General features: G+C 44.8%; 19 protein-coding genes. 3 read left to right on the top strand and 16 right to left on the bottom strand.

What is annotated here, in order from left to right; translation table 11 throughout:
* Nucleotides 1-175: 175 nt before the first annotated feature.
* The 6 genes from dapA to V3851_RS16415 form a co-directional block, all read right to left on the bottom strand.
* Nucleotides 176-1,066 carry a 4-hydroxy-tetrahydrodipicolinate synthase gene (dapA, locus tag V3851_RS16440; protein ID WP_331847636.1) on the bottom strand — a complete coding sequence of 297 codons (891 nt, stop codon included), beginning with the start codon at nucleotides 1,064-1,066 and terminating at the stop codon, nucleotides 176-178.
* Between the two features lie 33 nt (nucleotides 1,067-1,099).
* Complete coding sequence (gene pdxA, locus V3851_RS16435; RefSeq protein WP_331847635.1) at nucleotides 1,100-2,104, bottom strand: 4-hydroxythreonine-4-phosphate dehydrogenase PdxA; 1,005 nt, start codon at nucleotides 2,102-2,104, stop codon at nucleotides 1,100-1,102.
* Complete coding sequence (locus tag V3851_RS16430; protein ID WP_331847634.1) at nucleotides 2,101-3,465, bottom strand: four-carbon acid sugar kinase family protein; 1,365 nt, start codon at nucleotides 3,463-3,465, stop codon at nucleotides 2,101-2,103. The genes pdxA and V3851_RS16430 overlap by 4 nt, the downstream gene beginning before the upstream one ends.
* A gap of 78 nt (nucleotides 3,466-3,543) precedes the next feature.
* The gene (locus V3851_RS16425) at nucleotides 3,544-5,295 is read right to left on the bottom strand and encodes a PrpR N-terminal domain-containing protein (protein ID WP_331847633.1); all 1,752 of its coding nucleotides are present in this window, start codon (nucleotides 5,293-5,295) and stop codon (nucleotides 3,544-3,546) included.
* A 307-nt stretch (nucleotides 5,296-5,602) separates the two neighbouring features.
* Nucleotides 5,603-6,760 (bottom strand): iron-containing alcohol dehydrogenase, encoded by a 1,158-nt coding sequence (locus V3851_RS16420; RefSeq protein ID WP_331847632.1) that lies wholly within the window; start codon nucleotides 6,758-6,760, stop codon nucleotides 5,603-5,605.
* A 310-nt stretch (nucleotides 6,761-7,070) separates the two neighbouring features.
* The gene (locus tag V3851_RS16415; RefSeq protein WP_331847775.1) at nucleotides 7,071-7,985 is read right to left on the bottom strand and encodes a LysR family transcriptional regulator; all 915 of its coding nucleotides are present in this window, start codon (nucleotides 7,983-7,985) and stop codon (nucleotides 7,071-7,073) included.
* Between the two features lie 146 nt (nucleotides 7,986-8,131).
* On the opposite strand from V3851_RS16415, the gene V3851_RS16410 reads away from it, so the two are divergent.
* Nucleotides 8,132-9,148 (top strand): alpha/beta fold hydrolase, encoded by a 1,017-nt coding sequence (locus tag V3851_RS16410; protein ID WP_331847631.1) that lies wholly within the window; start codon nucleotides 8,132-8,134, stop codon nucleotides 9,146-9,148.
* A 339-nt stretch (nucleotides 9,149-9,487) separates the two neighbouring features.
* Here the strand turns inward: V3851_RS16410 and V3851_RS16405 are convergent, their stop codons facing one another.
* Nucleotides 9,488-10,123: a TetR/AcrR family transcriptional regulator gene (locus tag V3851_RS16405; RefSeq protein ID WP_331847630.1), complete on the bottom strand. Its 636-nt coding sequence runs from the start codon at nucleotides 10,121-10,123 to the stop codon at nucleotides 9,488-9,490.
* Nucleotides 10,124-10,288: 165 nt separating this feature from the next.
* Between V3851_RS16405 and V3851_RS16400 the strand changes: the two genes are divergently transcribed.
* Nucleotides 10,289-10,651: a winged helix-turn-helix transcriptional regulator gene (locus tag V3851_RS16400; protein WP_331847629.1), complete on the top strand. Its 363-nt coding sequence runs from the start codon at nucleotides 10,289-10,291 to the stop codon at nucleotides 10,649-10,651.
* Nucleotides 10,652-10,721: 70 nt separating this feature from the next.
* Here the strand turns inward: V3851_RS16400 and V3851_RS16395 are convergent, their stop codons facing one another.
* From V3851_RS16395 to V3851_RS16355, 9 genes are all read right to left on the bottom strand, one after another.
* The gene (locus tag V3851_RS16395; RefSeq protein WP_331847628.1) at nucleotides 10,722-11,942 is read right to left on the bottom strand and encodes an MFS transporter; all 1,221 of its coding nucleotides are present in this window, start codon (nucleotides 11,940-11,942) and stop codon (nucleotides 10,722-10,724) included.
* Nucleotides 11,943-12,001: 59 nt separating this feature from the next.
* Nucleotides 12,002-13,426 (bottom strand): hypothetical protein, encoded by a 1,425-nt coding sequence (locus V3851_RS16390; protein ID WP_331847627.1) that lies wholly within the window; start codon nucleotides 13,424-13,426, stop codon nucleotides 12,002-12,004.
* Nucleotides 13,427-14,037: 611 nt separating this feature from the next.
* Nucleotides 14,038-14,706 carry a hypothetical protein gene (locus tag V3851_RS16385; RefSeq protein WP_331847626.1) on the bottom strand — a complete coding sequence of 223 codons (669 nt, stop codon included), beginning with the start codon at nucleotides 14,704-14,706 and terminating at the stop codon, nucleotides 14,038-14,040.
* Entirely contained in the window at nucleotides 14,696-16,309 is a 1,614-nt protein-coding gene (locus V3851_RS16380) for a hypothetical protein (protein WP_331847625.1), read from the bottom strand. Before V3851_RS16380 ends, V3851_RS16385 begins: the two co-directional genes overlap by 11 nt.
* 755 nt (nucleotides 16,310-17,064) lie before the next feature.
* Complete coding sequence (locus V3851_RS16375) at nucleotides 17,065-17,328, bottom strand: DEAD/DEAH box helicase (protein ID WP_331847624.1); 264 nt, start codon at nucleotides 17,326-17,328, stop codon at nucleotides 17,065-17,067.
* A complete protein-coding gene (locus V3851_RS16370) occupies nucleotides 17,322-17,549 on the bottom strand; it encodes a hypothetical protein (protein ID WP_331847623.1) in 228 nt (75 codons plus the stop codon). Before V3851_RS16370 ends, V3851_RS16375 begins: the two co-directional genes overlap by 7 nt.
* Nucleotides 17,550-17,700: 151 nt before the next feature.
* Nucleotides 17,701-19,392, bottom strand: a complete 1,692-nt coding sequence (locus V3851_RS16365) for an ATP-dependent helicase (protein WP_331847622.1) — start codon at nucleotides 19,390-19,392, stop codon at nucleotides 17,701-17,703.
* The gene (locus tag V3851_RS16360) at nucleotides 19,377-21,446 is read right to left on the bottom strand and encodes an ATP-dependent nuclease (RefSeq protein WP_331847621.1); all 2,070 of its coding nucleotides are present in this window, start codon (nucleotides 21,444-21,446) and stop codon (nucleotides 19,377-19,379) included. The genes V3851_RS16365 and V3851_RS16360 overlap by 16 nt, the downstream gene beginning before the upstream one ends.
* A 386-nt stretch (nucleotides 21,447-21,832) precedes the next feature.
* A complete protein-coding gene (locus V3851_RS16355; RefSeq protein ID WP_331847620.1) occupies nucleotides 21,833-21,994 on the bottom strand; it encodes a hypothetical protein in 162 nt (53 codons plus the stop codon).
* Between the two features lie 383 nt (nucleotides 21,995-22,377).
* Between V3851_RS16355 and V3851_RS16350 the strand changes: the two genes are divergently transcribed.
* The gene (locus tag V3851_RS16350; RefSeq protein ID WP_331847619.1) at nucleotides 22,378-22,689 is read left to right on the top strand and encodes a hypothetical protein; all 312 of its coding nucleotides are present in this window, start codon (nucleotides 22,378-22,380) and stop codon (nucleotides 22,687-22,689) included.
* Nucleotides 22,690-22,758 lie beyond the last annotated feature (69 nt).

Below are 22,758 nucleotides of genomic sequence, written 5' to 3'. Positions count from 1 at the left end.
CCCCTCATAGCTCAATTTGAAATATTAGAAGTGTTTCTATGACTAGTATCGCATGACCCGTGTATTATATTAATGCAAAAATAGCTATACCTCATGGAAAATTGCGCACAAAATCATTTTTGTGCTACTCATTTTAAAAATAAGTTGCAATTTGCAATATAATAAGTAAAAAATATTATAATAAGCCTCTCTCTGCGTAACCGGCTACCATACGGCGCACTTCCTCCAGCGCCTGAGGCGTCAACGGAGCCACGGGCCGCCGGGCCGGACCCGCAGACAAGCCGATCTCGTCCAGTACGGCTTTCAACACGGAAGGCAGGGTGCCGAGCGCGAAAGCTGCCCGCAAATCTCGAAGGACGCGCTGCGCCTGCTCTGCCTGCTCATATTCGCCGCAGCGAAAGTGCTCGTAAATCGCCACCACCGTGGACGGGAAAATATTGGCCGTTGCCGCAATCGCCCCTGTGCCCCCTGCCATGAGCGTGGACAAAATGAGCGAATCCGTTCCGGCAAGCACGGAGAAGGATTCCGGTGTGCGGTCGATCAATTGCAATATGTTATCGAAGCTGCCGCTGCTGTCCTTGATGCCAACCACATTCGGCAATTCCGCCAGCTTGGCCACCGTCTGCACGCTGAGCGTGTTACCCGTACGGGCCGGAATCGTGTACAGCACGATCGGCAGCGATGTTTCTCCCGCCACGGCTTCAAAGTGGTATTGCAGCTCCGGCTGCGTGTAGGTCAGAAAATAGGGCGTAATCACCGATAGCGCATCCGCTCCCGCCTGCTCCAGTCTTTGTGCAAGGCGGCGGGTCTCGCACGTTCCGGCACAGCCCGCCCCGGCATACACGGGCACGCGGCTGCGCGTCTCATCGATGACGATTTGCGCTACCGCCAGCTTTTCCTCAAATGAAAGATTAAAGAATTCGCCGTTGGTCCCCAGGCAAAAAAGTCCGTGTACTCCTGCGTCAATATAGCGGTTCACCATCTTCCGCAGCGCCTTCTCGTCGATTTCCTCCCGCTGATCCAGCGGGGTGACCATCGCAGGTATAATTCCCTTTACTTCCAGCATTATCCTCAGCCCTTTCCCGTTATTTCATGTAATTTAAACCGCCTGCTTCGGGGCCAGCTCGACGGCGGAGCGGATCGCCTCCAGCATGCTTCTTTCATCCGCTATGCCCTTTCCGGCAATATCAAAGGCCGTGCCGTGATCCACGGAGGTACGGATGATGCCGCCCTTCAGGCCAACGGTGATATTGACGCCGTCCTCAATGCCAAGCACCTTGATCGGCGCATGCCCCTGGTCGTGGTAGCAGGCGACGACGATATCAAAGTCCCCCCGCATGGCCCTGTAAAAAAGGGTGTCTGCCGGAGCCGGACCATATACATCCATCCCTTCCGCACGCGCTTTCTCTACGGCGGGAACCAGCTTCTCTTCCTCTTCCCCGTTTCCGAACAAGCCGTTCTCTCCTGCATGGGGATTGATGCCGCACAGAGCGATGCGCGGGTGCTCATTGCCCGCTGTTCGCAACACCTGATCCGCGAGCTTCAGCACATTGTACGTCCGCTCCGGTGTAATCATCTCCACGGCCTTGACCAGTCCGACATGGGTCGTCAGGTGAATCACCTTGAGGCGGCCGGTTGACAGCATCATCGAGAAATCTTCCGTTTCCGTCAGCTTGGCCAAAATTTCGGTATGTCCGGGATAGAGATGCCCTCCCTTATGGAGTGCTTCTTTATTCAACGGCGCGGTACAGATTGCACTGACTTCACCGTCCTTTGCCAGCTCAACAGCCTTGGCAATATAATGAAACGCCGCATTTCCCGCCGCGGCGGACAATTGCCCGAAAGGCACAGTATCCGGCAGAAGATTCAGGTCGATGCAATCAATGATGCCTTGCTGAAACTGCGCCTCCGCGACCTCCGCGACCGGACGAATTTCTATTTCATCCCGTCCGGAGACGGCGGCTGCCCGCTCCAGCGTTCCGGCATCGCCGATGACAATCGGCCGGCACATCTCGTAAACGTCGGGGTGCGCTAACGCCTTCACAATAACCTCAGGCCCGATACCGGCCGCGTCCCCCATCGTAATGGCAATAATCGGCTTCATCCTGTCACACCTTTCTGCAGTGCCTTTACGGAGCGGACCAGAACCTGATCGCTTCCGAAAGCCCCTGCTTTCGTAATAATATATCTGCCCGGTTCGCCCGGCGTCCGCCCGAGCGGGACTCCGTTCTCCACCTCATCAATCAGCTTGATCTCCACATCGCTTAAATGACGGCAGACCTGCTTCGCGGTATCGCCTCCGGTCAACACCATATGGCGGATTCCGCATTCGGCGATAATATCGGCAGCCACCCGGCCAAGCTCCACGCTGATGCGTTCGCCCACTTCCGTAGCGCCCAGTCCGCTTGTGCGTCCAAGCTCGCGAACCCGTTCGACCTCGTCCGGATCGCCCGACGTATAGAGAGCCACATGCTTCCCCTCCCGGGAGATGATGCCGACGGCAAGCTCCCGGACACGGTTTAACTCCGCCTCGCATGTACCTGGAAAGAGCAGCTTATCCGATTCAACGACGATAGCGGAGACGTTGTCCTCTTTCACCAGTTCGGTTAGCTGGCGGCGCGACCACGGGTTGACGCTGCCGACGACAATAAGCACACAATTCGGATTGTAATACACGGCATTATGGTTGAATGTTGCTTCTATCCGGACGGACTTCTCCGGTATAGCACCCGCTTGCTCCGGGGCTTCTCTCATGCTGAGGAGAATTTGCGTCGTCAGGGCGGCTGCCAAGCCCGCCGATCCGGCCCATACCACTTTCGGACGTCCCGGTTCTTCAGGGAACAGGGACGCGATCAAGGCCAGATCCTCTTCCCGCTCCGCGTCGAACACAAGGTAAGGAATGCCTGACCGGCGGTACCCGGCAATCCGTTCATCAAGCGCAGCGCGCTCTCCTCTCAGCTGTTCCAGCGGAATAAGGGCTGCCGGATAACGGCTTTGCCGCTCAAGAATGGCGGAGAAAGCCGATTCCGTTGCCGGATGCTTAGGATCATAGGCCATCTCCGTTTCGTGCAGCGGCATCCCGTTCACATACATAATTCCGTCCGTCAGCGTGCGCCCGGCCCTTGGAAAAGAAGGGGCGATGACAATGAAGTCAGGCTGCAGCGTCTCATAAACGGCGTCCAGCTCACTGCCGATATTTCCACGCAGCGTGGAGTCGAACTTTTTGTAGATGACGGGAGAGGATGCTTCTCCGCCGCGCCCCAGAAACAGACATACATCTTTGACTTTCTGATAAGCCTCCGGGGGAGAAAGAGAGCGGCTGTCGGTATCAAACACAACGGCCTCCTGTTTCCCGCCGCCCGTCCTCAGTTCAAGCAGTACGGAAGTGGCCAAGCCCTGACGGGCCATTTGCACCCCCGTATCGTTCGCCCCGGTCAAGTCATCCGCGATGACGGCGATGTTCATTTTCTATCCCCCTTAAAGTTTTGTGAGCGTTACTTTTCCGAATAAACTTCGTACAAAACTTGCTTCGGAAGCGTCGGCTTAGTTTTCTTTTAATTTACGCCACAGAGTCGAGCGGTTAATGCCCAGCCGCTTGGCGGCCAGCGACTGGTTCATGCCCTCCTGCTCCAGTACGGTCCGGATGATGTCCCGCTCGATGTCCTCCAGCGGCTGACGCAGGTTCAGTTCTTCCCTGCCGGACGCCGGGGACAATCCGCTGCGGGCTTTCCGGCTTCCTTCCTCCAGCATCGCCAGCGCTTCCCGTTCAATGAACGGCCCTTCCGCCGCCGATACAAATAGATCCATCACCGTGCGCAGTTCGGTAAAGTTGCCTTGCCACGGATGCGCGAGAAGCGCTTCCATCACTTCCTCCCGGATCCCGGCAATCTGCTTGCCCTGCCGTTCGTTCGTCCAGATCAGGCAGGCCCGGATGCTGCGTTCCAGCCACGGCGTATCCCGCAGGGCCGGAAGCGAGGTTCTCCGGTTCTGAAAGCTGCGCAGCAGCTTGCCGGCCAGCCGTTCCTCCACAGCGAGCGTCTCCGGGTCCCTGTCAAACAGAAACACCGCCTTCATCTTGCGTTTGATAATGAACTCGGCAAGCTCTCTCTGTTGCTTCGCAGGCAGCATCTCCGCCCCTTCTATGGCGGTGACGCGCCCGCCGCCGTACAGCATCAGCTCCATCATCGCCTTCAGCACCTCTTCCGACGGTCTGCGGATATTGAGGTACAAAATGCCTTCCCTCGATTCGGAGAGGGTGGCGTTGATGACGTAACGCTTGCGCCCGCTGCCTTTTTCGCCGTATACGGCTGCGGGATAAGCCTGAAATTCCGACTCTTGCCCGCCATCTTCCTGATGAGAGAAAAAAGGGGCATCCGTCAGAAGGTAACTGGCCGCAAGACCGCTGTGCTCAGGCTCTTCCACCGTTGCGCGCAGCATATATAAACGGCGTTCATCCGCGGCAGGCAGCAATTGCGCCCGCAGATACAAACCCTGCTCAGGCTCATAAACGACTGTCGCCCGGTCAAAGTCTGCTCCCCGTCCGACATCCCTGAGCATTTCGCGCAGACCCGGATACATGGTGTACAGCGTATCCGCCGTTTCAGGGAGCTTCAGCAGATGCTTGAACGAGGGGTTGGCGAACTCCAGCTTCCCGCTTTGGTCCGCTGCCGCATATCCGCCCTGCAGCTTGCCTAGCATCGCCTCGTACATTTCATTTTTTATTTTCAGCTTCTCGGCCGATTTATAGAGCTGCCCTGCACGTGAGAACGCTTCCATTAAGGACTCTTTGCCGGAGGTGATTAACACGCCCTGCAGCCCGCTCTCCGCCGCCATTTTGACCGTGATGCTGTCGCCGATGACAACCTCGACGCCTCTCGCCTTGGCGTCCGCCAGGGCAGCGCCGACTTCCCGCTCCTGATGGATAACCGTGTACGAAATATCGACCTCCATCAAACTGGACACGGACATAAAGCCTTCGATGATATTGGGAAATCCGATCATTTCACACTTGGCGTTATATCCTTTCACCAGCGTCAGGATCCGCAAAATGTCGAATCCGGAAACGGGAATCTCCACAACCGGCAGATAGGAGTGCTTTTGCAGCAGCTTTGCCGTCCCGCCTCTGCTGATAATGACATCGTAGCCTTCCGTGTGAATGCGGCCGATCAGCGGCAGCACCCTCGACAGATCTCCATGCTCCACTACAATTTCAAACTCCTGCAGCTCATTCTGCAAACTCAGCGTTAACTCGGATAACCCCGGGTAAGGAGCAATGACGATTGCTTTAATTTTCATACAACTACTCATCCTTGTTTTTTTATGCCATTATAACCCAGCCGATGCTCTTTAGGCAGTAATAAACAGTTCACCCCGGGTCCTTGAAGTGCGTGTTCAAAAAGTCGGGTTTTCAGCACCAAGAAGGTTGGATGAAGCTAGGGACTTAGGAGCGGAGCGTACGTTTTGGGTACGTGAGCACCTGAAATGATTCCGTAGGAAACCTACTTCGGAAGCATCCGCTTAGGCCCGGCTGAATTCAGGATTCGACGTCGAGTCCACTCCCTGTACTGCTTCGTCATGGAATGACGCCTTTTTGAACAACCTCTTAGTGAAACAGTTTGCCGTATACTGCCCCGATATCGTCCAGCGTCATCGCCTTCGGATTGTTGCCCATCAGCCGGGTGACCTGCGAAGCCGCGAGCGAAAGCTCGGGAATATCCTCGCGCGCAGCACCGAAGAGCGCCAGATCCTGAGGAATGCTCATCTCCTGCGTCCACAGCCGGATCTGCTCAATCACCCGCTCCGCATCGCGCTGTCTTCCAGCTCCCGACTGAAGTCCCATCGCTTCGGCAACGAGAGCCAGCCGCTCCACAATCGCATCGAAATTAAATTCCATCACATGCGGTAAAAGCATGGAATTGGCAACTCCGTGCGGCACATGGAATTTCCCGCCGATCGGATAAGCCAAGGCATGTACGGCCGCCGTTCCGGCGCAGGTCAGCGCCATTCCGCCGTACATGGAACCGATCAGCATATCCTCCCTTGCTTTTCTGTCGTCTCCGTGGTGATAGGCTTGCAGCAGGCTTGCGGAAATATTGCGGATCGATTCAAGCGCGAACATGTCGCTGAAACGATTCGCCTTGTTGGAAATAAACGATTCCAGCGCGTGGGTATAGGCATCCATTCCTGTCGAGGCCGTTATCTCACGCGGCAAACCCAGCGTCAGCAGCGGGTCCAAAATGACAAGCGCGGGCAGCAAATAGCGGCTGACAACGCCGATCTTCAGCTCTTCCTCCGGCAAAGTCACAATGGCGTTCGGCGTTACTTCCGAGCCCGTGCCCGAGGTGGTGGGAATCAGTACCGTCGGAATGCCCGGATTCGGAATCAGATCCGTCCCCAGCATTTCCCGGACAGAGAGGCTATTGGTTTTCATGACGGACAGCAGCTTTACAACATCCAGCACACTGCCGCCACCGATACCGATAATCGCATCGCAAGGAATTTCGGCTATTGCGCCATAGAGTTCTTCCAATTGGGCGATGGTCGGTTCAGGCTGAACATCGGTATTCCAGTGCACGGCGATACCGCCGCTCTTCAAGAGATTTGTAACTTCGTCCAGCGTGCCGCTGCTTTGAAGAAAGGGCTGGGATACAAGCAGCACCGATTCTAAAGATCCCAGCTTTTGCAAATGCTCCACAATCCGCTCTAAGGAGCCGCAGCCCGCGATAATGCTGCGAGCCGTTTGAAAGAAATACTGTTCCATCTTACCTTCTCCTCTGGATGGTCTGATACATCAACTATCGCATTAAGTATAGCATAGCGTTGCTATATTACAACAGTTTAACGGTTTTTATTAGAGAAAAATAAAATAATGTTTTATTTTGCAACATATATTACATAGAAACAGAGCTTCCAACCGCAATATGATATGCTCCCCATTTCGTATAAAGGAAAAATAAAAAAAGCCTGTTGCTGTAAGAGGAGCTTGATGCTCCAGGAAATTGAATACAGCAACGGCTTAACGCAGTCGTTTGCGATAATTTTTGATGGACAGAGGAAACTAACTTCTTAATTTATTTTGAATTTCTGCCCTTGTCCTCCTCTATAGCTAGAACCTCCCTTGCTGCTTCTATGAAAGATAATATAATTGGCGAAAGCCACTTGTCTTTATGCCATAACATTTGTGTATACACGTGCAAGTCGGGAATTTGCCATGGAAGAGCAACAAGTTCGCCCCGTTCAACTTCGGCTTTCGCGACGATTTCAGGAAGAAAGGCAATACCGATTCCCGAAATAGCGCATTGTTTAATGGCTTCGGCACTTTGAAATTCTAAATAAGTAATACTATCAATGCCCTCTTTCTCAAACGACCGGTCAAACATGGTTCGATAGGGGCAACCCTTTTCATTCGTCAGGAACACCTCGCCGTGAAAGTCTTCCAACTGTAGCACGGTTCGTTTCGCGAGCGGATGGTCCGGAGCGGCGAACAGGCGGAATGTTTCTTCCTGTAACGGTTCCACGGCAAGGCCGCTTGAGCGAATGGGTTCATCCAGCATAAAGACAACATCCGCGGCTCCCTCAAAGAGCATTTGCTTGAGCTGCTGATTCGGAACGGAGCGGAAGATCAGACGAACTCCCGGATGCCGCGAACGAAACCGCTGAAAGACAGCCGGAAGCCGATAGGCGCAAATAACCTCGTTGGCGCTTATCGTTAGGGTACCGCTTAGAATTTCATTGTCATGAACGACGCTGCGAGCTTCGTCCAATTTGTTTAGAACGTCTTGGATATGAGTTAAAAAGCGTTTACCCTCGGTTGTGAGAACGAGCTGCTTACCCAATCGATCAAAGAGACGAACACCAAGTTCATCCTCCAATGCTTTAATTTGCATCGTGACGTTGGAGGGAACATAGTTCAGCACTTCCGCAGCCCTACTGAAATTTAATGTCGATGCAACCGTACGGAACGTGTTCAGTTGGCGCAATTCCATCATTCGGTCCCCTTTTACTTTCAATAATATTGAATATTACTTTGAAATCTATTCACTTTTATTGAGAGTACCATAGGTCTATACTTAGCACAAGAAATACATTCTCGATGTGTGAGTGGTTTCATTTTGAAGGGAGCGACAATGCGATGGATTATGAAATTTTTGATTTAGGTGACGTAACCTTGCAATCAGGAGTGACGTTACCGGGCGCTTTTCTTGCTTATAAGACTTTTGGAAAATTAAATGAAAAGAAAGATAATGCCATCGTCTATCCGACTGCTTTTGGCGACACGCATGTTCAGAACGAATGGTTGATTGGAAACGGCATGGCACTGGATCCGCAAGATTATTTCATAATCGTCCCAAATTTGCTGGGCAACGGATTATCTTCGTCTCCGAGCAACACGCCTTCCCCATTCGACCGGGCTAATTTTCCTCAGGTAACCATCTATGACAACGTGAAATTCCAGCATCGGCTGGTGACCGAAAAATTCGGCATTCAAAAAATCGCTCTCGTTGTAGGGTGGTCCATGGGAGGCATTCAAGCCTACCAATGGGGGGCAAGTTATCCCGACATGGTGGAACGAATTGCACCTTTCGCCGGAGTTGCCAAGACTTGGCCCCAAACGTATGTGGTCCTTGACGGAATGAAAGCTGCGCTCATGAACGCTGTCCGTTTCGATTCAAGTAAACTAAACCAATTAACTTATGCGGACATGCGCGCCGTTGGCCGAGTCTATGCGGGGTGGGGCTTATCGCAGGCGTTTTACAGAGAGGAACTTTATCGTGAACTGGGATATGACTCATTGCAGGATTTTGTGGCCGGCGTCTGGGAAGACAGCTTTATGAAGATGGACCCGCATAATGTCCTGGCCATGTTATGGACAGGCCAACATGCCGATATTAGCGCAAACCCCTCCTATAACGGAGATTTCGATCAGGCGCTCAAAAGCATCAAAGCATTTGCCTGCGTCATGCCGGGGAGTACGGATCTCTTCTGCCCGGCGGACGATAACGAATACGAAGCCAAGCTTATACCTAATGCTGAATTTAATCCGATCCATTCAATCTGGGGCCATTTTGCCGGCCGCGGCATCAACCGTGCCGATAATCAATCTATAGACGACAACTTAAAACGCTTGTTGGCGCGTAGCGGCAACTGAATTCAGCCGGTATTTTCACGATCCTCAGCCTCTCCTCTCTCGTGGGTCATTTCTCTCTTGAATAAGCTATATGAGGTCACCAGGACTACTGGTCGACCTCCTTTTGATTACCTAATTAACAATGCATATCTCTCCAAAACTGTTGAGGATCCTCAACAGCTATATTCGTTTTAAACGGATTCTGATTTCACAGAAACTTTTGAGAGTCATACTTAGACTCCAGAAATCTTCGGGGATGAATAGTATCCCAAATGCTCCTATACAAGTGATATAACTTAAAAAGGTTGCCCCTCAATGTAAGAGGGACAACCTTTTTTGCTATAGGGATCATCCCATTCGCTACGATTCAGCCATCCCCCGAATACCCGGCTTAGCAGATAATGCATCCCACACGCTCATCAGTTGAGTTATGGCAGCATCAATGGCCTCGTATGGAACACCGTCACGGGCTTGCGTGGAAATTCCCCGTAGAAATGTTTCAAATAAAATCACCACCATGGAGATATCCGTGGATTCGGGTAACTCACCGTTAGCCACAGCTCGTTCTATACATTCTTTTATCCAACCCCGGACCCTCTCTCGTTCCTTGGACAACAGGTCTCGGATATGTTGTTGCTCGGGCGAACAGTTTACGGCAGACAAAACCAACAGACACCCTAAAGGATGGGAGGTTTCTGTCTGCATCCGCGCCGATTGCCGCAGTCCCAGTTCCATTGCTGCCCTCGATGTCAGGCTCGTATCCCTGAAAGATTCGGTAACATGTCCATAAGTAGATATATATCGATCCACCGCTTCGCGGAACAGCGCTTCCTTCGATTCAAACGCCGCGTAAAAACTCGCCGCCGAAATATCCCCCATCGCCGCCCGCAGCTGAGCCAGCGAAGTGGATTCAAAGCCGTATTCCCAGAACAAAAGCATGGCGGCGGCCAACGCCTCGTCGCGATTAAATGAGCGTGGACGTCCCGTTCGTGGCATAAAAAGACCTCCCTTTATTAATTTTATACTAATCGATCCGGAATTCCTTGACAAGGGAGCATGGCTAAACTTAATATATGGAATGATCGGTCTTTAATTCAATTCTGGCTTAACTGGAAAACTCATGATTTTTGCTCAATTCTTCGATGAGGGGTGTATCGACAGATGATAATTTTTAGAGACAAAACATATCGCTGTACCTCGGAAATTGTACTAGGCTTAGTCAGCGGCAAATGGAAAATATCTATATTAAATCAATTAACCAAAGGCCCGATACGGTTTAATCAACTGCAGCGGCTGCTTCCCGACGCGACCCAACGCATGCTTACAATGCAGCTAAGAATGCTGGAAAACGACGGACTCATTATTCGCAAGGTTTATCCGGTTTCGCCCCCAAAAGTGGAATATAGCTTGTCGGGGCTGGGTGAACAATTGGCTCCCATGCTCACGATGTTATGCGATTTTGGCACCACCTATACCGAGAGTTATCCCGACGAAATATCGTATACAAACCAAAAACATGCCTAAGACATCGCTTCAAATATTGAAACGGTAAGAGGTGCCCAGAGTGGGTACCTCTTACCTTTATATTTCGTGATCACAAGTTTCCTTCGTATTGGCCGTGCAGCCCTTTGTCCTCTTTAGATACGCTGCGAGCTCTCCGATCTAAACGATAGTTGATCCAAGCCAGCACGGCTGCCAAAACAGCCACAATTCCCCCGGACCAGGAAAGATCAATAAGCTCCAGGTTCGTCGTGACAAAACCTCCCAATGCGGATCCCATCGCAATCCCTACATTGACGGATACGGAGGTTAAGGACGAAGCCAAGTCTCTGGCCTCGGGAACATGCCGATCGGCCCAATCCATGAAGTACAACTGCATCGTCGAGTTCATAAGGTAGACAACGAGCGCCATCAATGAGATGCTGATGAGCCCCCCGACAAGCGAGCCGGAAGATACATAAAGTGACGCAAGAATGACGGCTTGAGCCAGGAATACATAGCGAATTTTCCCCATTCCGCCACCGGCAGCCAGCTTCCCCCCGATTAACGTGCTAAAGATGGACACGATACCATAAAGCAAAAAAACAAGGCTAATATACCGCGCCGGCACAAAAAGCACGTCCTGGAGCAAAGGGGCTAAATACGTATAGACGCTATAAGTTGCCGCAATGCTCAACGCAGGAATAAAGAAAGCAAGCACAACTCTGGGATAAGCGAATAATCTGAGTTGATTTTTGAGTGAGCTCCGCGCCCCCTTTATTCCCTTGGGAATGGTTGCACAGCTTGCTATCAGTGAAACGATCCCCAATAGCGTGGTAAACCAATAAGACATATGCCACCCGCCCCATTGCCCGATGAAAGTGCCAAGGGGGACGCCAAGAACGCTGGCCACGGTGAAACCCGTAAAGATGATGGAGATCACCGGCCCTCTTTTTTCCACGGGCATCGTTTCGCTGGCCACTGACATTGCGAGTGCTATCAAAACGCCGGTAACTACAGCCGTGATCACTCGGGACGCCAAAAGCAGACCGTACGATCCGGATATAGCCGTGATTATATTCCCGACAATAAATATGCCGATCAATGTGAGCATGAGCGGATACTTAGAAAATCGACTGAATAACGCCGTGAAAACCGGGGTTCCTATGGCAAAAGTTAGAGCAAAAGCCGTCACCAGGGAGCCTGCTGTCGATATGGCGATCTTCATATCCGCGGCTACTTCGGATAATAATCCGACCATCACAAATTCACTCGTTCCCAGGACAAAAGTCAATAAAAATAAATTAAAAGTCAGAAGCTTGTGTTTTCTAGTCAATATAAATCTCCTCCTGCTCCTATCCGGTACGGACAGTAAATCTCGTTTGGTTTAAAGACCTACAGCACTAAAAATTGCGTTCCGAACCCCTTCCCGGAAACATAAGCCGCCTCCAGCTCCTCCTTATCCCCTTTGTCCAATAAAACCACATTTTCGGGATACAGTTTGCCTAGCAACGCCCATAACACAAGTTCATTTCCGCCGGTTGGAATGAAATGAATGCCATCGGTATTCGTCACCAATCCGGAATGTGAGAGAATGTCCGCCGCAAGGTGCCAGGTGAGGGAGTCTCGCTCCGCAACTGCGGCAGCGGCATTGTCGTTTCCATACGGACGATATAAAAACCGATGCCCCCTAAAAAGCTGACCGAGATCTACCGCAAACTCGCGGCCTTCCATTTCCAGGCTGAACCGCAGGATTGATCTGTCGGTATCGGCACTGGGCAGCAACCGGGCGATGGATGGCTCATCGTAATGCTCTCCCGTAACAGGAAGCGTTTCTTTGTTCCCCGGTTTACCTGCTCCCGCCTCGTTACGCGGCGCGGCATAATAATCTTCATATTCATAATCGAAGGAGACCGCAGCCCAATCTTGTGTTTCATTTGCCGCTATGGTTTGTACCGGATGCCATTTCAACAGATACCGCGCCGCTGTCCGGGCCGACTCTCCCAAGCCCGCCGGCAAGACGGTTCCCAGACGATATTGGAAGCCGTAACCGGCTACGCTTAACCCGGAGCTGACCACACCTTGCGCATACTGAACAATCGATTTGTGAGTCAATTTCTTTCCTAGCAATTGTGTTAAAAAGATCTCCCGAGCCGGTTCCAGAAAACGCAGTCCTTTGAATCCCGTATGTTCCTTGACTTCAAACGGAACCTCCTCCCAATTGGCGAACGGAAGCAAGGCATCCCGCAGCAGAACGAATTGGTGGAGGTATTCATTATAAATTTGCATGATCCTCGGTCCGCCAAAGGGTCCCCATACCTGAGCGGTCGCTTCCGGGATCAGGGGATGACCATAACAATGGCTCCGAAATTCCAGCTTTCCGAGCGTTTCGGGCCCATACTTAGCCAGCGCTCTCTTCTCGGAGTTAATTTCCCGCGCCCAGCTCACCAATTGCTCGCCGATACGCACCGCCTGAGCCGTAATCTCGGCGCCAGCTTTATCCTCAAGAGCCAACGGCCCCAGCGGCAAAGACGACAAGCGTCCGGAAATCGCCAAATTGGCTTGAAGGCTGTCCAAGAGCACCGTCGGATCGCCGTTCACCGGTTCGCCAAGCTGAACCAGCATCGCCTCGAGCATCTTATCGAGCTCCATAACGACCTCTTTTGCCCGATATACACCGGCAGGCAAATTCCAATCCAAGCCCGCGTTCACGCCCTGTCTGATGGAGTCGCTAGGATACTGGCCAACAAGAGACTCAATATCGATAGCCTTCCCCCATACAATTCGCTTATCTTTCAAAGTAAGTTGATATTCCTGCATACCTTCGCACCTCTCACCTATGATTTTTAAACGACCGTACCGCTTAATGAAATCTGGATCGATCGTTCTTTATGTAGGTTATCAGGTTGCCTTACGCTTGAATAGTACGCACTTTTTTGTACGATCCGATCATTTTTGTAAGGTAGGATAGTTTTTGTTACTGGGATTATGGGGAGGGGCGTGATCTAAGTCATCGGCGGAAAAAGAAAAAGGCCCGTGACGTTTAACGCCACGAACCTTTGTCATACCAAGATTTTATATAAATATGACGCCTAGGGCTGTTCCATAATATTTTCCGAAGAGCCGTATGAATGTCATTTTGTTTGAGAGCATGTATTGCCTTTGGCATTAATAGAATCCGCATATAACTATGCAGCGTATTATTGCCACATAAAAATGAGGGCAGTCCTCGATATTCCTTATCGGGACCACCCTCTAGATACTTTTAAATTATTTACGTGTGCAGTTGCACTCATTTTTTACTGGTTCCACAGTTTTTTATCAGTGGGCTATACCTGTTAGGTGATAAAAAAGTCGTGAACCGAATTTGTTGGTTTTACTATGTTTGGCGCAGCACATGATAAAGACGAAAAATAAAAAGTCTGGAACCACTAGTTATTACCATGTAAAGAAAGTTGGAAACCTTCTTCCAAATGTGTTAAGTCATTTTTACCGTGGGATTCGAGTCCTTTATTTAAAATTATTAACTGGTTTTCAACATGCTTTATATATAACGTGAAGGCTTCAAAAATGTTAGTAGCATTTTGAAATTCAAAGGTTAATGTTGACGGCTCACCACGTCTATTCTGATTTTGATATTTAAAAATACCTTCATCAAAAACCACTTGTCCCATTCCATAATGTGTTTCTTCAGTTCGAATCATGTGAATGCCCTCATACCAGAAAGCAGCAGGTAAAATTAAGTTTTTTATCACCTCATCTTTATAGATTTCTTTCTTCTCTTTCTTTACCTCACTAAGCATGCTATTAAATCCATCTGAAAGTTCTATACCTCTACGGATTTTTTTGAATTCTTGTCTAATAACTTGCGATAAATAGTCCATACTTGAATATATATTTTCGCAGAAATCACTAAGAGCTGAAACTAATAAATCACTATCTGTTGGAGAAACTAAAGGGATATTATTATGCAAATTAATTAATGTTTCGTTAATAATAATCAAATGTCTTTCAATATTAGATGATTTTCTTATAAGGCTCGTATAGCTTCTATATGCATACGGATTCAAATAATTTGATAATTTAGTGTTAATCTGCATCGTCTTGAAGTTCCTCAATCATATCATTCAATGCAATATTAATACCAGTTAATAGGAGCTTACTGTCTGAAATAAAGTTAGGTTTAAACTCAGCATCTCGTTTCCAAACTTTATTGTACTCTTTAATAGATCCCTTATGACCAGCTAATTTATTTCGTGAATTATATGAAAGCTTAAAAGAATCATCCAGTTTTTCTGCAACTTTAATATTTAATTTCTTTAAAAAAAGGTTTAATTGGACTCTAGATCCTAAAGAGTTTCCGGATTCATCCTTTAGTTCTTCAGCAGGAATATTTTGTTTTATTAGGTTAGTATTAATTCTTTCCACAGTTATTTTATTTAATTGCATTAAAAAGTTTTGAAATACAGTAACAGAGTTATTAGTAGGCAAACTAAAAGCACTTTCTAGTTTTTTATCTGCATCCCCTAAGTCAGAGAATAACTTTAGTCCGTATTTCGATTCCATAATTGCATTGATATTATTTATTAAATGAAATATTTCTCGCTCAGGAAGTATAGCATCTGTAAATTCTGCTAACATTTGGCGTTTGAAGAATTTTTCTTCGATTTTACCCTCAGGTTTTTCATTAAAGAGTTTCCAATATTTTTGTTCTGAATTCGGTATTCTACCTAAATCCCCCAACCACACTATTACATAGCCTTCATTATTTATAGTAAATGGAATCGACCATTTATTTAAATATGAAATGTTCCCATCATCTACTGCATAATCATCGGGATTATTAGTGTATCTATTTAATACTTCTCTTCTGAAATACACAGGAGTTAAAAAATGAGGAGCACCTAGATTTACACCAAAATAATTAGCTAATTTATTTTCATCGCAAGTGAAAAGAATAGGCTGCTCATTATCATCAACACCTATAATGAAATCCTCATACTTATCTTTCTCAAAAAAATATTTGTAATGCTCGTGTAATGGCTCGCTGATAGGACTCAAAAGCGTTTTCCCTAAAAGGTAACTCATAGCATTATTTTCTGTATACTCTGCGGTATTAAGAACCAGCGCTATATTGTATGTGGTATCTTGATAACTTTTAGAAGTATACTTCACCTGTGACTCTTCGTTATAATATCTTCTATTATCAAAGCAAATAGCTAGAACTTTATTGTTAGCAGCTAAGAAATCTCTCAAATATTTTCTCTCAACTAATACACTATCTTTGGAAACTTTTATATGAGGCTGATCATTATCAGGATTAATATACTCATTACCTCTCAACAACAAATTCCCATACCATATAAGTTTAGGGTTAATTTCTATGACAGGTTCGTATTTATTGAAGGTTCTATATGTAACTATATACTCCAGTTCATCAACTATATCTCCGGCAACATAATAGATTTCATCACCTTGTTTATAAAAAGTACTATGTCCAAACGTATCAGTTGAGAAACCCCAGGACGGTTCTTCTAAATATTTTGATAACACTTCTTGATTGTTCTCAATTAGAGCTGACATTAAAAAAATATCATCAACCCCATCAGATTTTTTATCTTTTTTTATATTAATAAGGGGTATCCAGTTTTCTTTTGATATATTGGTATATATTTTGATTAAGTCTGAATAAGTTTTATCCATATCATTACCTCCAAGCTTTAATTTGCTTTTGTCAATATCATATTCTCTTTACAATGAAGAATTATTAATGCTGTCATTAGAATTGGGCTTGGTAACAACCTGCCATTTAAGAAGCATGGACTTTAAGACTTCATTGATACCTCTGCATTTATTAGAATCCAGCGCCTGTAAGAACTGAATAGTGTAGTTATTAATTTGTTAGTGAACCTCAAACCACTTTTAATCCAGTCCAATCGCTTTTTTATGCATGATTAAATAAAAAAGAAGAAGAGACCACCCTAATATGGGTAACCTCTAAGTTATGCTGCATTAAAATGAATCTAGTCCAGATTTGCAATTTGTCTTGCAATCAGAAAGATTGAAGACTAGAAAGTGGTGATTTCTGCAGAAAATCTTTAATGGACATCGGATCCATTCCATACTCACGATAAGCGGTTATCGCTTTCACACGCCATAGCTCATCACCAACTCCCGGATAATCAAGGCGCAACCTTCGAATTACAGCTATGGATTCATGAGCCCAGTTAAGAAAATACCCTTGGTTCCAATAGGCTACATCCCTAGATATTGTCACAGCTGCTCTCTCGACAGAAGTTGATGGTGAAATAATGACCCTAACAAAATTAATGTTTTTCGATAGGTGTGGAACCATCCTTGTAATCCAGCTCGGATGATCGTTGACTTGCCGTACCTTATGCAAAGAAATTGGGTTCTTACCGTCGGTTTCAGTGTAATCTTATGCCGCTAAGCAAAAATCACCAGTTTTCAGCTGCGTGCGCATCATCTAGAATGATAAAGTTAGGGTTATTAAAAAAAGGGCCTGAGTTAAATAAACTACTATAATTGGTTACTGCAATCGCCTCCGCATCACGATAAGCCGCCTTATCTAGAGGGTTATAATTTTTATTCGAACCTGTGAAGGCTATTGGGTGAATATCGTATTTATTCTTTGCTTCTTCTACCACTTGATTAACCAATTGATTGGTCGGGCATAAATAAACAACTCGTTCATTTAACATACGCCGCCGATATGCCCAACCAACAAACCAATTAAAGTCTTCCCGCTTCCTGTTGGCAGTTCCATGGCTACATCAGAGGATTTAAGTTTATTTTGGTAGACCCGTAGCACATCGGCTTGATGAGATAAAATTCCTTCAACTTTCCGATTTCGTAAGTCCAGTAACAATGCTTCCGGACTTTCAATGGAAGCTCCGCCCTGATAATTTGATTTAAATGCCATATACAGCTCCCCTTAAAAGAATTTTTTTACAACATCTAAAATTCAGTGGCGATAACTTTGCGGTAAATTTAGTTTATTTTTCTAGATAGATTTCACCTAATCGAATTAAATAATGTGCGTTTCTAAATAACTGAACACTTTAATATGCCACTTATTGGATATAATGTATTAAACACATCTTAGACAAAACATTCTTGGCTTTTTCAGATATCCCTGGAACACAAATGTATAAATTCTTCTTCGCCCTACTACAAGCTACATAATTTACTCGATGATCTTCATTACCATCTATATCTGGCTTTAATAGAAAGCTTAAATCTCGCTCTTCATTGTACTTGTGACCGTCTTTGCCCTTCACAATTACCATCACATTATTAAACTCACTGCCCTTGGCTTTATGAATTGTACGATGTAGGCTATCATCTTCAGTTATCTTTACATGCAGAGCAATACTGGAGTAAATCGTATTTTTATAATACTCTTCAATTAATGACGGAGCTTTGTCCCCTTTACTTTCCCGTATCTTTGGTATATTAAAGAAACCTGTTTCATTTAATTTACAATAAATTGTCCATAGTGATTTATCGCTAAAGTCACTATATTCGTTTAGCAGCATCTTAATAAGTATTAATGCGGTCTTTTGACCATTATGGTCATCTGTCAATCTCACATGTCTACTGAGTTCCTTTATCGCATCCTTATAATGATTCAGTCTTGCATACTCAATACTCTTGATAACCGAGATTAATACCTTTCTTCGATCAGGATTGGAATCCACAAATGCTTCATCAATTAACATCCATTTTTGTTCATCTTTATAATCCTTGTTATTTCTAACCGAATTAGCCATTAGATTAGAATATGAAAGGGTAGTAACCTCCTCATTATCTAGAACCTCTTGCACATACTTTAGAGCTCTCAAGGGGTCACCTACGATAATACACGGAGAGTTTCCGACTATTTTATCTGGGCTTCTTTGAATAATATCTTTTCTGATTCCATTTAATAAGTTAATTATGCTCTCAGTACTACGATGGTTATCTTCCATTTTATAAAGTACCATTTCCGGCAATGTAAAATTATCGAATTGCTTGACATCAGCACCTTGAAACTCATAAATGGATTGAGCTTTATCTCCAATAACTCCCACAACTATTTCTTTTTCAGCTATTAGTTTAACAATTTTAGCTTGGATCGGATTAGTATCTTGAAATTCATCAATAAAAAAATACGGGAATTTTGAACGTATTATACGAAGTGTTTCTGTTGATGAATTTAAAATCTCCCAAGCAAAAGCCAGTACATCTTCGTAATGTATGATTCCTTTTTCCCAAAACATTTTTTTATATTTGAGCAAACTCTTATGGAAGTCACTCTTTCTGTCTCGTATATGTAATTTGCATGAGTCACCTTCAATAAACCAGAATATCTTCTTCATTTCTTGCTCTTGTATATTTTTCATACTCAAATCAGTTTTTCTAAAATAACCATTTGAGAAAATATGCTCATAGGGAGAATCTACTTTCAAATGGTTAATCTCGTATTTACCACTAATTAAGTGCAGATATGGCTTAACAATATGTGTGAAGAGAAAACTATGTATTGTACTAACCTCTACATAATCAACATCGTCACCAAGTCTTTGTACAATAGTCTCAACTCCTACATTTGTATAAGTTATACAAGCGATTTTCCGACTACGACCTAGGCGAGTTGAATTATGAAGAACATTCTTTAGATGATTTATTAAGAACTTTGTTTTACCGGCACCTGGTCCAGCAGTAATCTTAAAATGTTTTTCGATATCAATTTTAGAATCGGATTTGACTAACTGCATACCCATACTATCGCATCCTTAATATAAGTTGGCACTTTAAAGTTGGTATTATTTTTCTTTCCGAGATTGTCTTCTAAAGCTGCTGCTAATTCGTAAGCATTCTCACCTTTTTTAATGGAGTTTAAATATCTTGATGCAATTAAGTGCTCTCTATTATCTGAACCAGTGTACTTTTTAATGTTAGCAGCAATTCGGGGATTTTCTTTCCCTTGCGTTCCCATTAACTTGAGCAACTGATCTAATGGTTTACCTTGTTTATAACAATCCATTATATCTGTTAACTCCTTCAAATTAGAAATTGATTCGGTAAGTATTAACTTACAATCAGGATTGTTGTATGCAAGTGCATATTCAAAAGTTTTACCTTTTCCTAACTCTTGAGAAAAGCACAAAATGTTTTTTCTTGGTTCATGCTTTTGGCGGTCAAATGGGTATTTTCCAACTAGCTCGTTTGAACATGACTTATAGGTATATTTAGTCTTTTCTTGATCTAGTTCATACGGATAGCATTTTTCAAAATGTGCATCCTTTACATTTTCTTTTCTAACAGGATCAAGATCTGTAATACAAGCAACTTTTTTGTGGATAGTATATTCATTATTAGAATCAAAGAGTTTAAGAAAATGCTCAAAATATCTCCCACCAATATTTATTACCGATATGTGATTACTTTCTAGATCATATCCTTCATATTGTGCGAATAGTGACATATTTAATTGCTCAGTGATTCCCTCAACAAGAATTATGCCCTTAGCAAACAACATATCGCATTTAGTAGAATCTAAAAACCGCTGTACGTAAGCTTTAGATGTAAGATCTTTACCAAAAGCTTTGCCTAAATAACCAACGTTTAACTTATTATCTTCTTTACGATGAAAACAGATGATTTCATCTAGACTAACTGCGGCTGTAATGCTTGGTGAATGTGTGGTGACAAACACTTGTCGAGCCTTTTCTTTAATATTGTCTCTTATAAATTTTAAAAACTTATATTGCATAGCAGGATGTAGATGTGCCTCAGGCTCCTCGATTACTAATATAGGAAAAATCTTAGCGTTGCTTCCAAGATAATCACCAGAAGCATCTTTCTGCATTTTTGCTAGTAGTAAAGACATAAATATTAAATTGTTGTATCCTAGTCCATTATGAGTAGCTGGAATAGAGATACCTGTTTGATATTTAACAATTAATCTAAGAGCAGAATACAATTCTGTATCCATAATATGACCATCAAAGTCTGGTTCTGCATTACCAAATGAAGCGCCGGTACTATTGGCGTAACTAAGCATCTCGCTCTTCCCCTGCTCCATTCTTAATTGCAAACTATTAATTAACTCAGATGCTCGAACAGAAAACTCTCTTTTTAATTGTTCTATCTCTTCTTGCTGCTGTGGCTTATCTTTAGTACTGTCATTCTTTATTTCATAATCCATAAAGAAATCAATGACTTCTCTTAATAAGGTGTTCCTACCCGTAAACAGATCGCGTTCAACGTCTCTTATAGCATCTAAAAATTGAAAATCAATTTTCCGCAAATTCTCTGAATCAGCAACTTGTTTATAATCCGGGTTCCCTCCATAGATATTACTCTTATATTTTCTCAAAAAATTATGTTTAATCGCCAGCCAGTACTGCTCAATATCATCAGATTGGATGTTTGCTAATACTCTCTTATACTCCGCTTCTTCTTTTTCAGGCAGGTAGAAAACATAAGTCAATTGCGCTTGATAGGGACTTTTGAGTTCAGTCAACCACGTAGATACAGTTACTAAATCTTCAGAAAACTCATCTTCATTTTTTGATTCAGAAAAAGTAACGGTAATTGAAACTTTAGGCGACTTTTTCTTTAACTCTTGGATAGTTACTTCTTTATTGAAATCATCGATTGATAATCTTTTGGATGATCCAACGTTTAGGACTAAATCAAGGGCTCTTAGTGCATTAGATTTTCCAGAATTATTATGGCCAATGATTACATTAACTCCTTCGTTAAACTCTACAATATTATTATTTCCTTTAAAGTTTCGATAATTCTCTATATTAATTTTGGAAATATACAACTTCAAAACTCCCCCTTCTCAAAATGGAAAATTTTGCATAAACACTTACTTTATTATTGTTGCAGAATATCGTTTTCCCGTACATCCACTAGCAGATTTTCAAAATCAAATTACTCGGCACCCATGCCGTATTCATCACTATTTAGATGCTCCAGAGCTAACCAATCACAGCCCAACTACTTTTGATTTTGGTAACAACAATAATTTGATATCTACTCCTATGAATTCAATTTATCTATTCAGCTTTATGTACAACCAACTACATGTTTACTATAAAAATTCGACCTCGGATGAGAATATCCTACCTCATACCCAAAAAATCCCCAAAAAATGCGCCGTTTGCAGCATACCAAAAAGGATGAGTAGCGATCGTGTTAATGCACACGCTACTCATCCTTCGTTCTATATTGAATTTTTTTACGTTTCCCAACGCTATTACAGATATCCCCTGCCTCTTTAAAAGACAATTGTTCAAGAAGTTGCTCAAATTCAATTGCGGCTGCATCCATTGCATCCAAATAACCAACTTTATTCAACGAAGCGATCAACGAACCTACTGCCCTTTTGGTAGTAATTTGGTTATGTAGTTGATAAGGTAATGTTATCTATGAATACTTCACTGAATATTTCAGTAAGCCAAAGTGCCATTGAATTAATGAGCGAGAGCCACCCTGTTAATGAAATAGAGCCACGTTGTTAATCGTGAAAGCCACCGGCTATGTTCTTTCTCTAGAATGAAAGAATGTGCCTCGACAATGGGATGTAAATTCATCGTGGGACGTCACCGAGACTAGGTACGACTGAGCAGCATTACTTCAAGTTGCCAATGTTCACGAAACACCGTTTCCGAAATGTTGACATCCAAAAATTTATAATGTAAATTGCAGGTGAAGGGGATATTCCCCCGTCACTTAAGGAGGTTATTAGCATTATGGAACTTCGTATAAAAATTACAGACACAGAATTTGCGGACATTGAAAGTCGGTCGAAAGCAGCAGGATTCCCATCAGTTAGCGCTTATAGTCGTAATCTGCTTTTTCCCCAACACAACTACGAACAGAAGTGGGTTGAGGTAAAGGCATACATTAGCAATCTCAATTCTGGCGATGTCTTTTATATACGCGACGCATTGCCTAATACACCATCACTCTTCGGGAGATGGGCTTTTGAGCAACGTGTCGATTTAGGAATTGAATCCGTTGGAAAAGACCGCAAAGGCACAAATCAATGGCGTAAAATTTAAGTTGTGCGCTTACATGTATGTATAAACAACAGTCCCTTTCCTCATAAATGCTGGCGTTATCCTCACCGC

The organism is Paenibacillus haidiansis (assembly GCF_036553665.1).
GTDB lineage: Bacteria > Bacillota > Bacilli > Paenibacillales > Paenibacillaceae > Fontibacillus > Fontibacillus haidiansis.
This window is presented reverse-complemented; position numbering and strand designations above follow the sequence as displayed.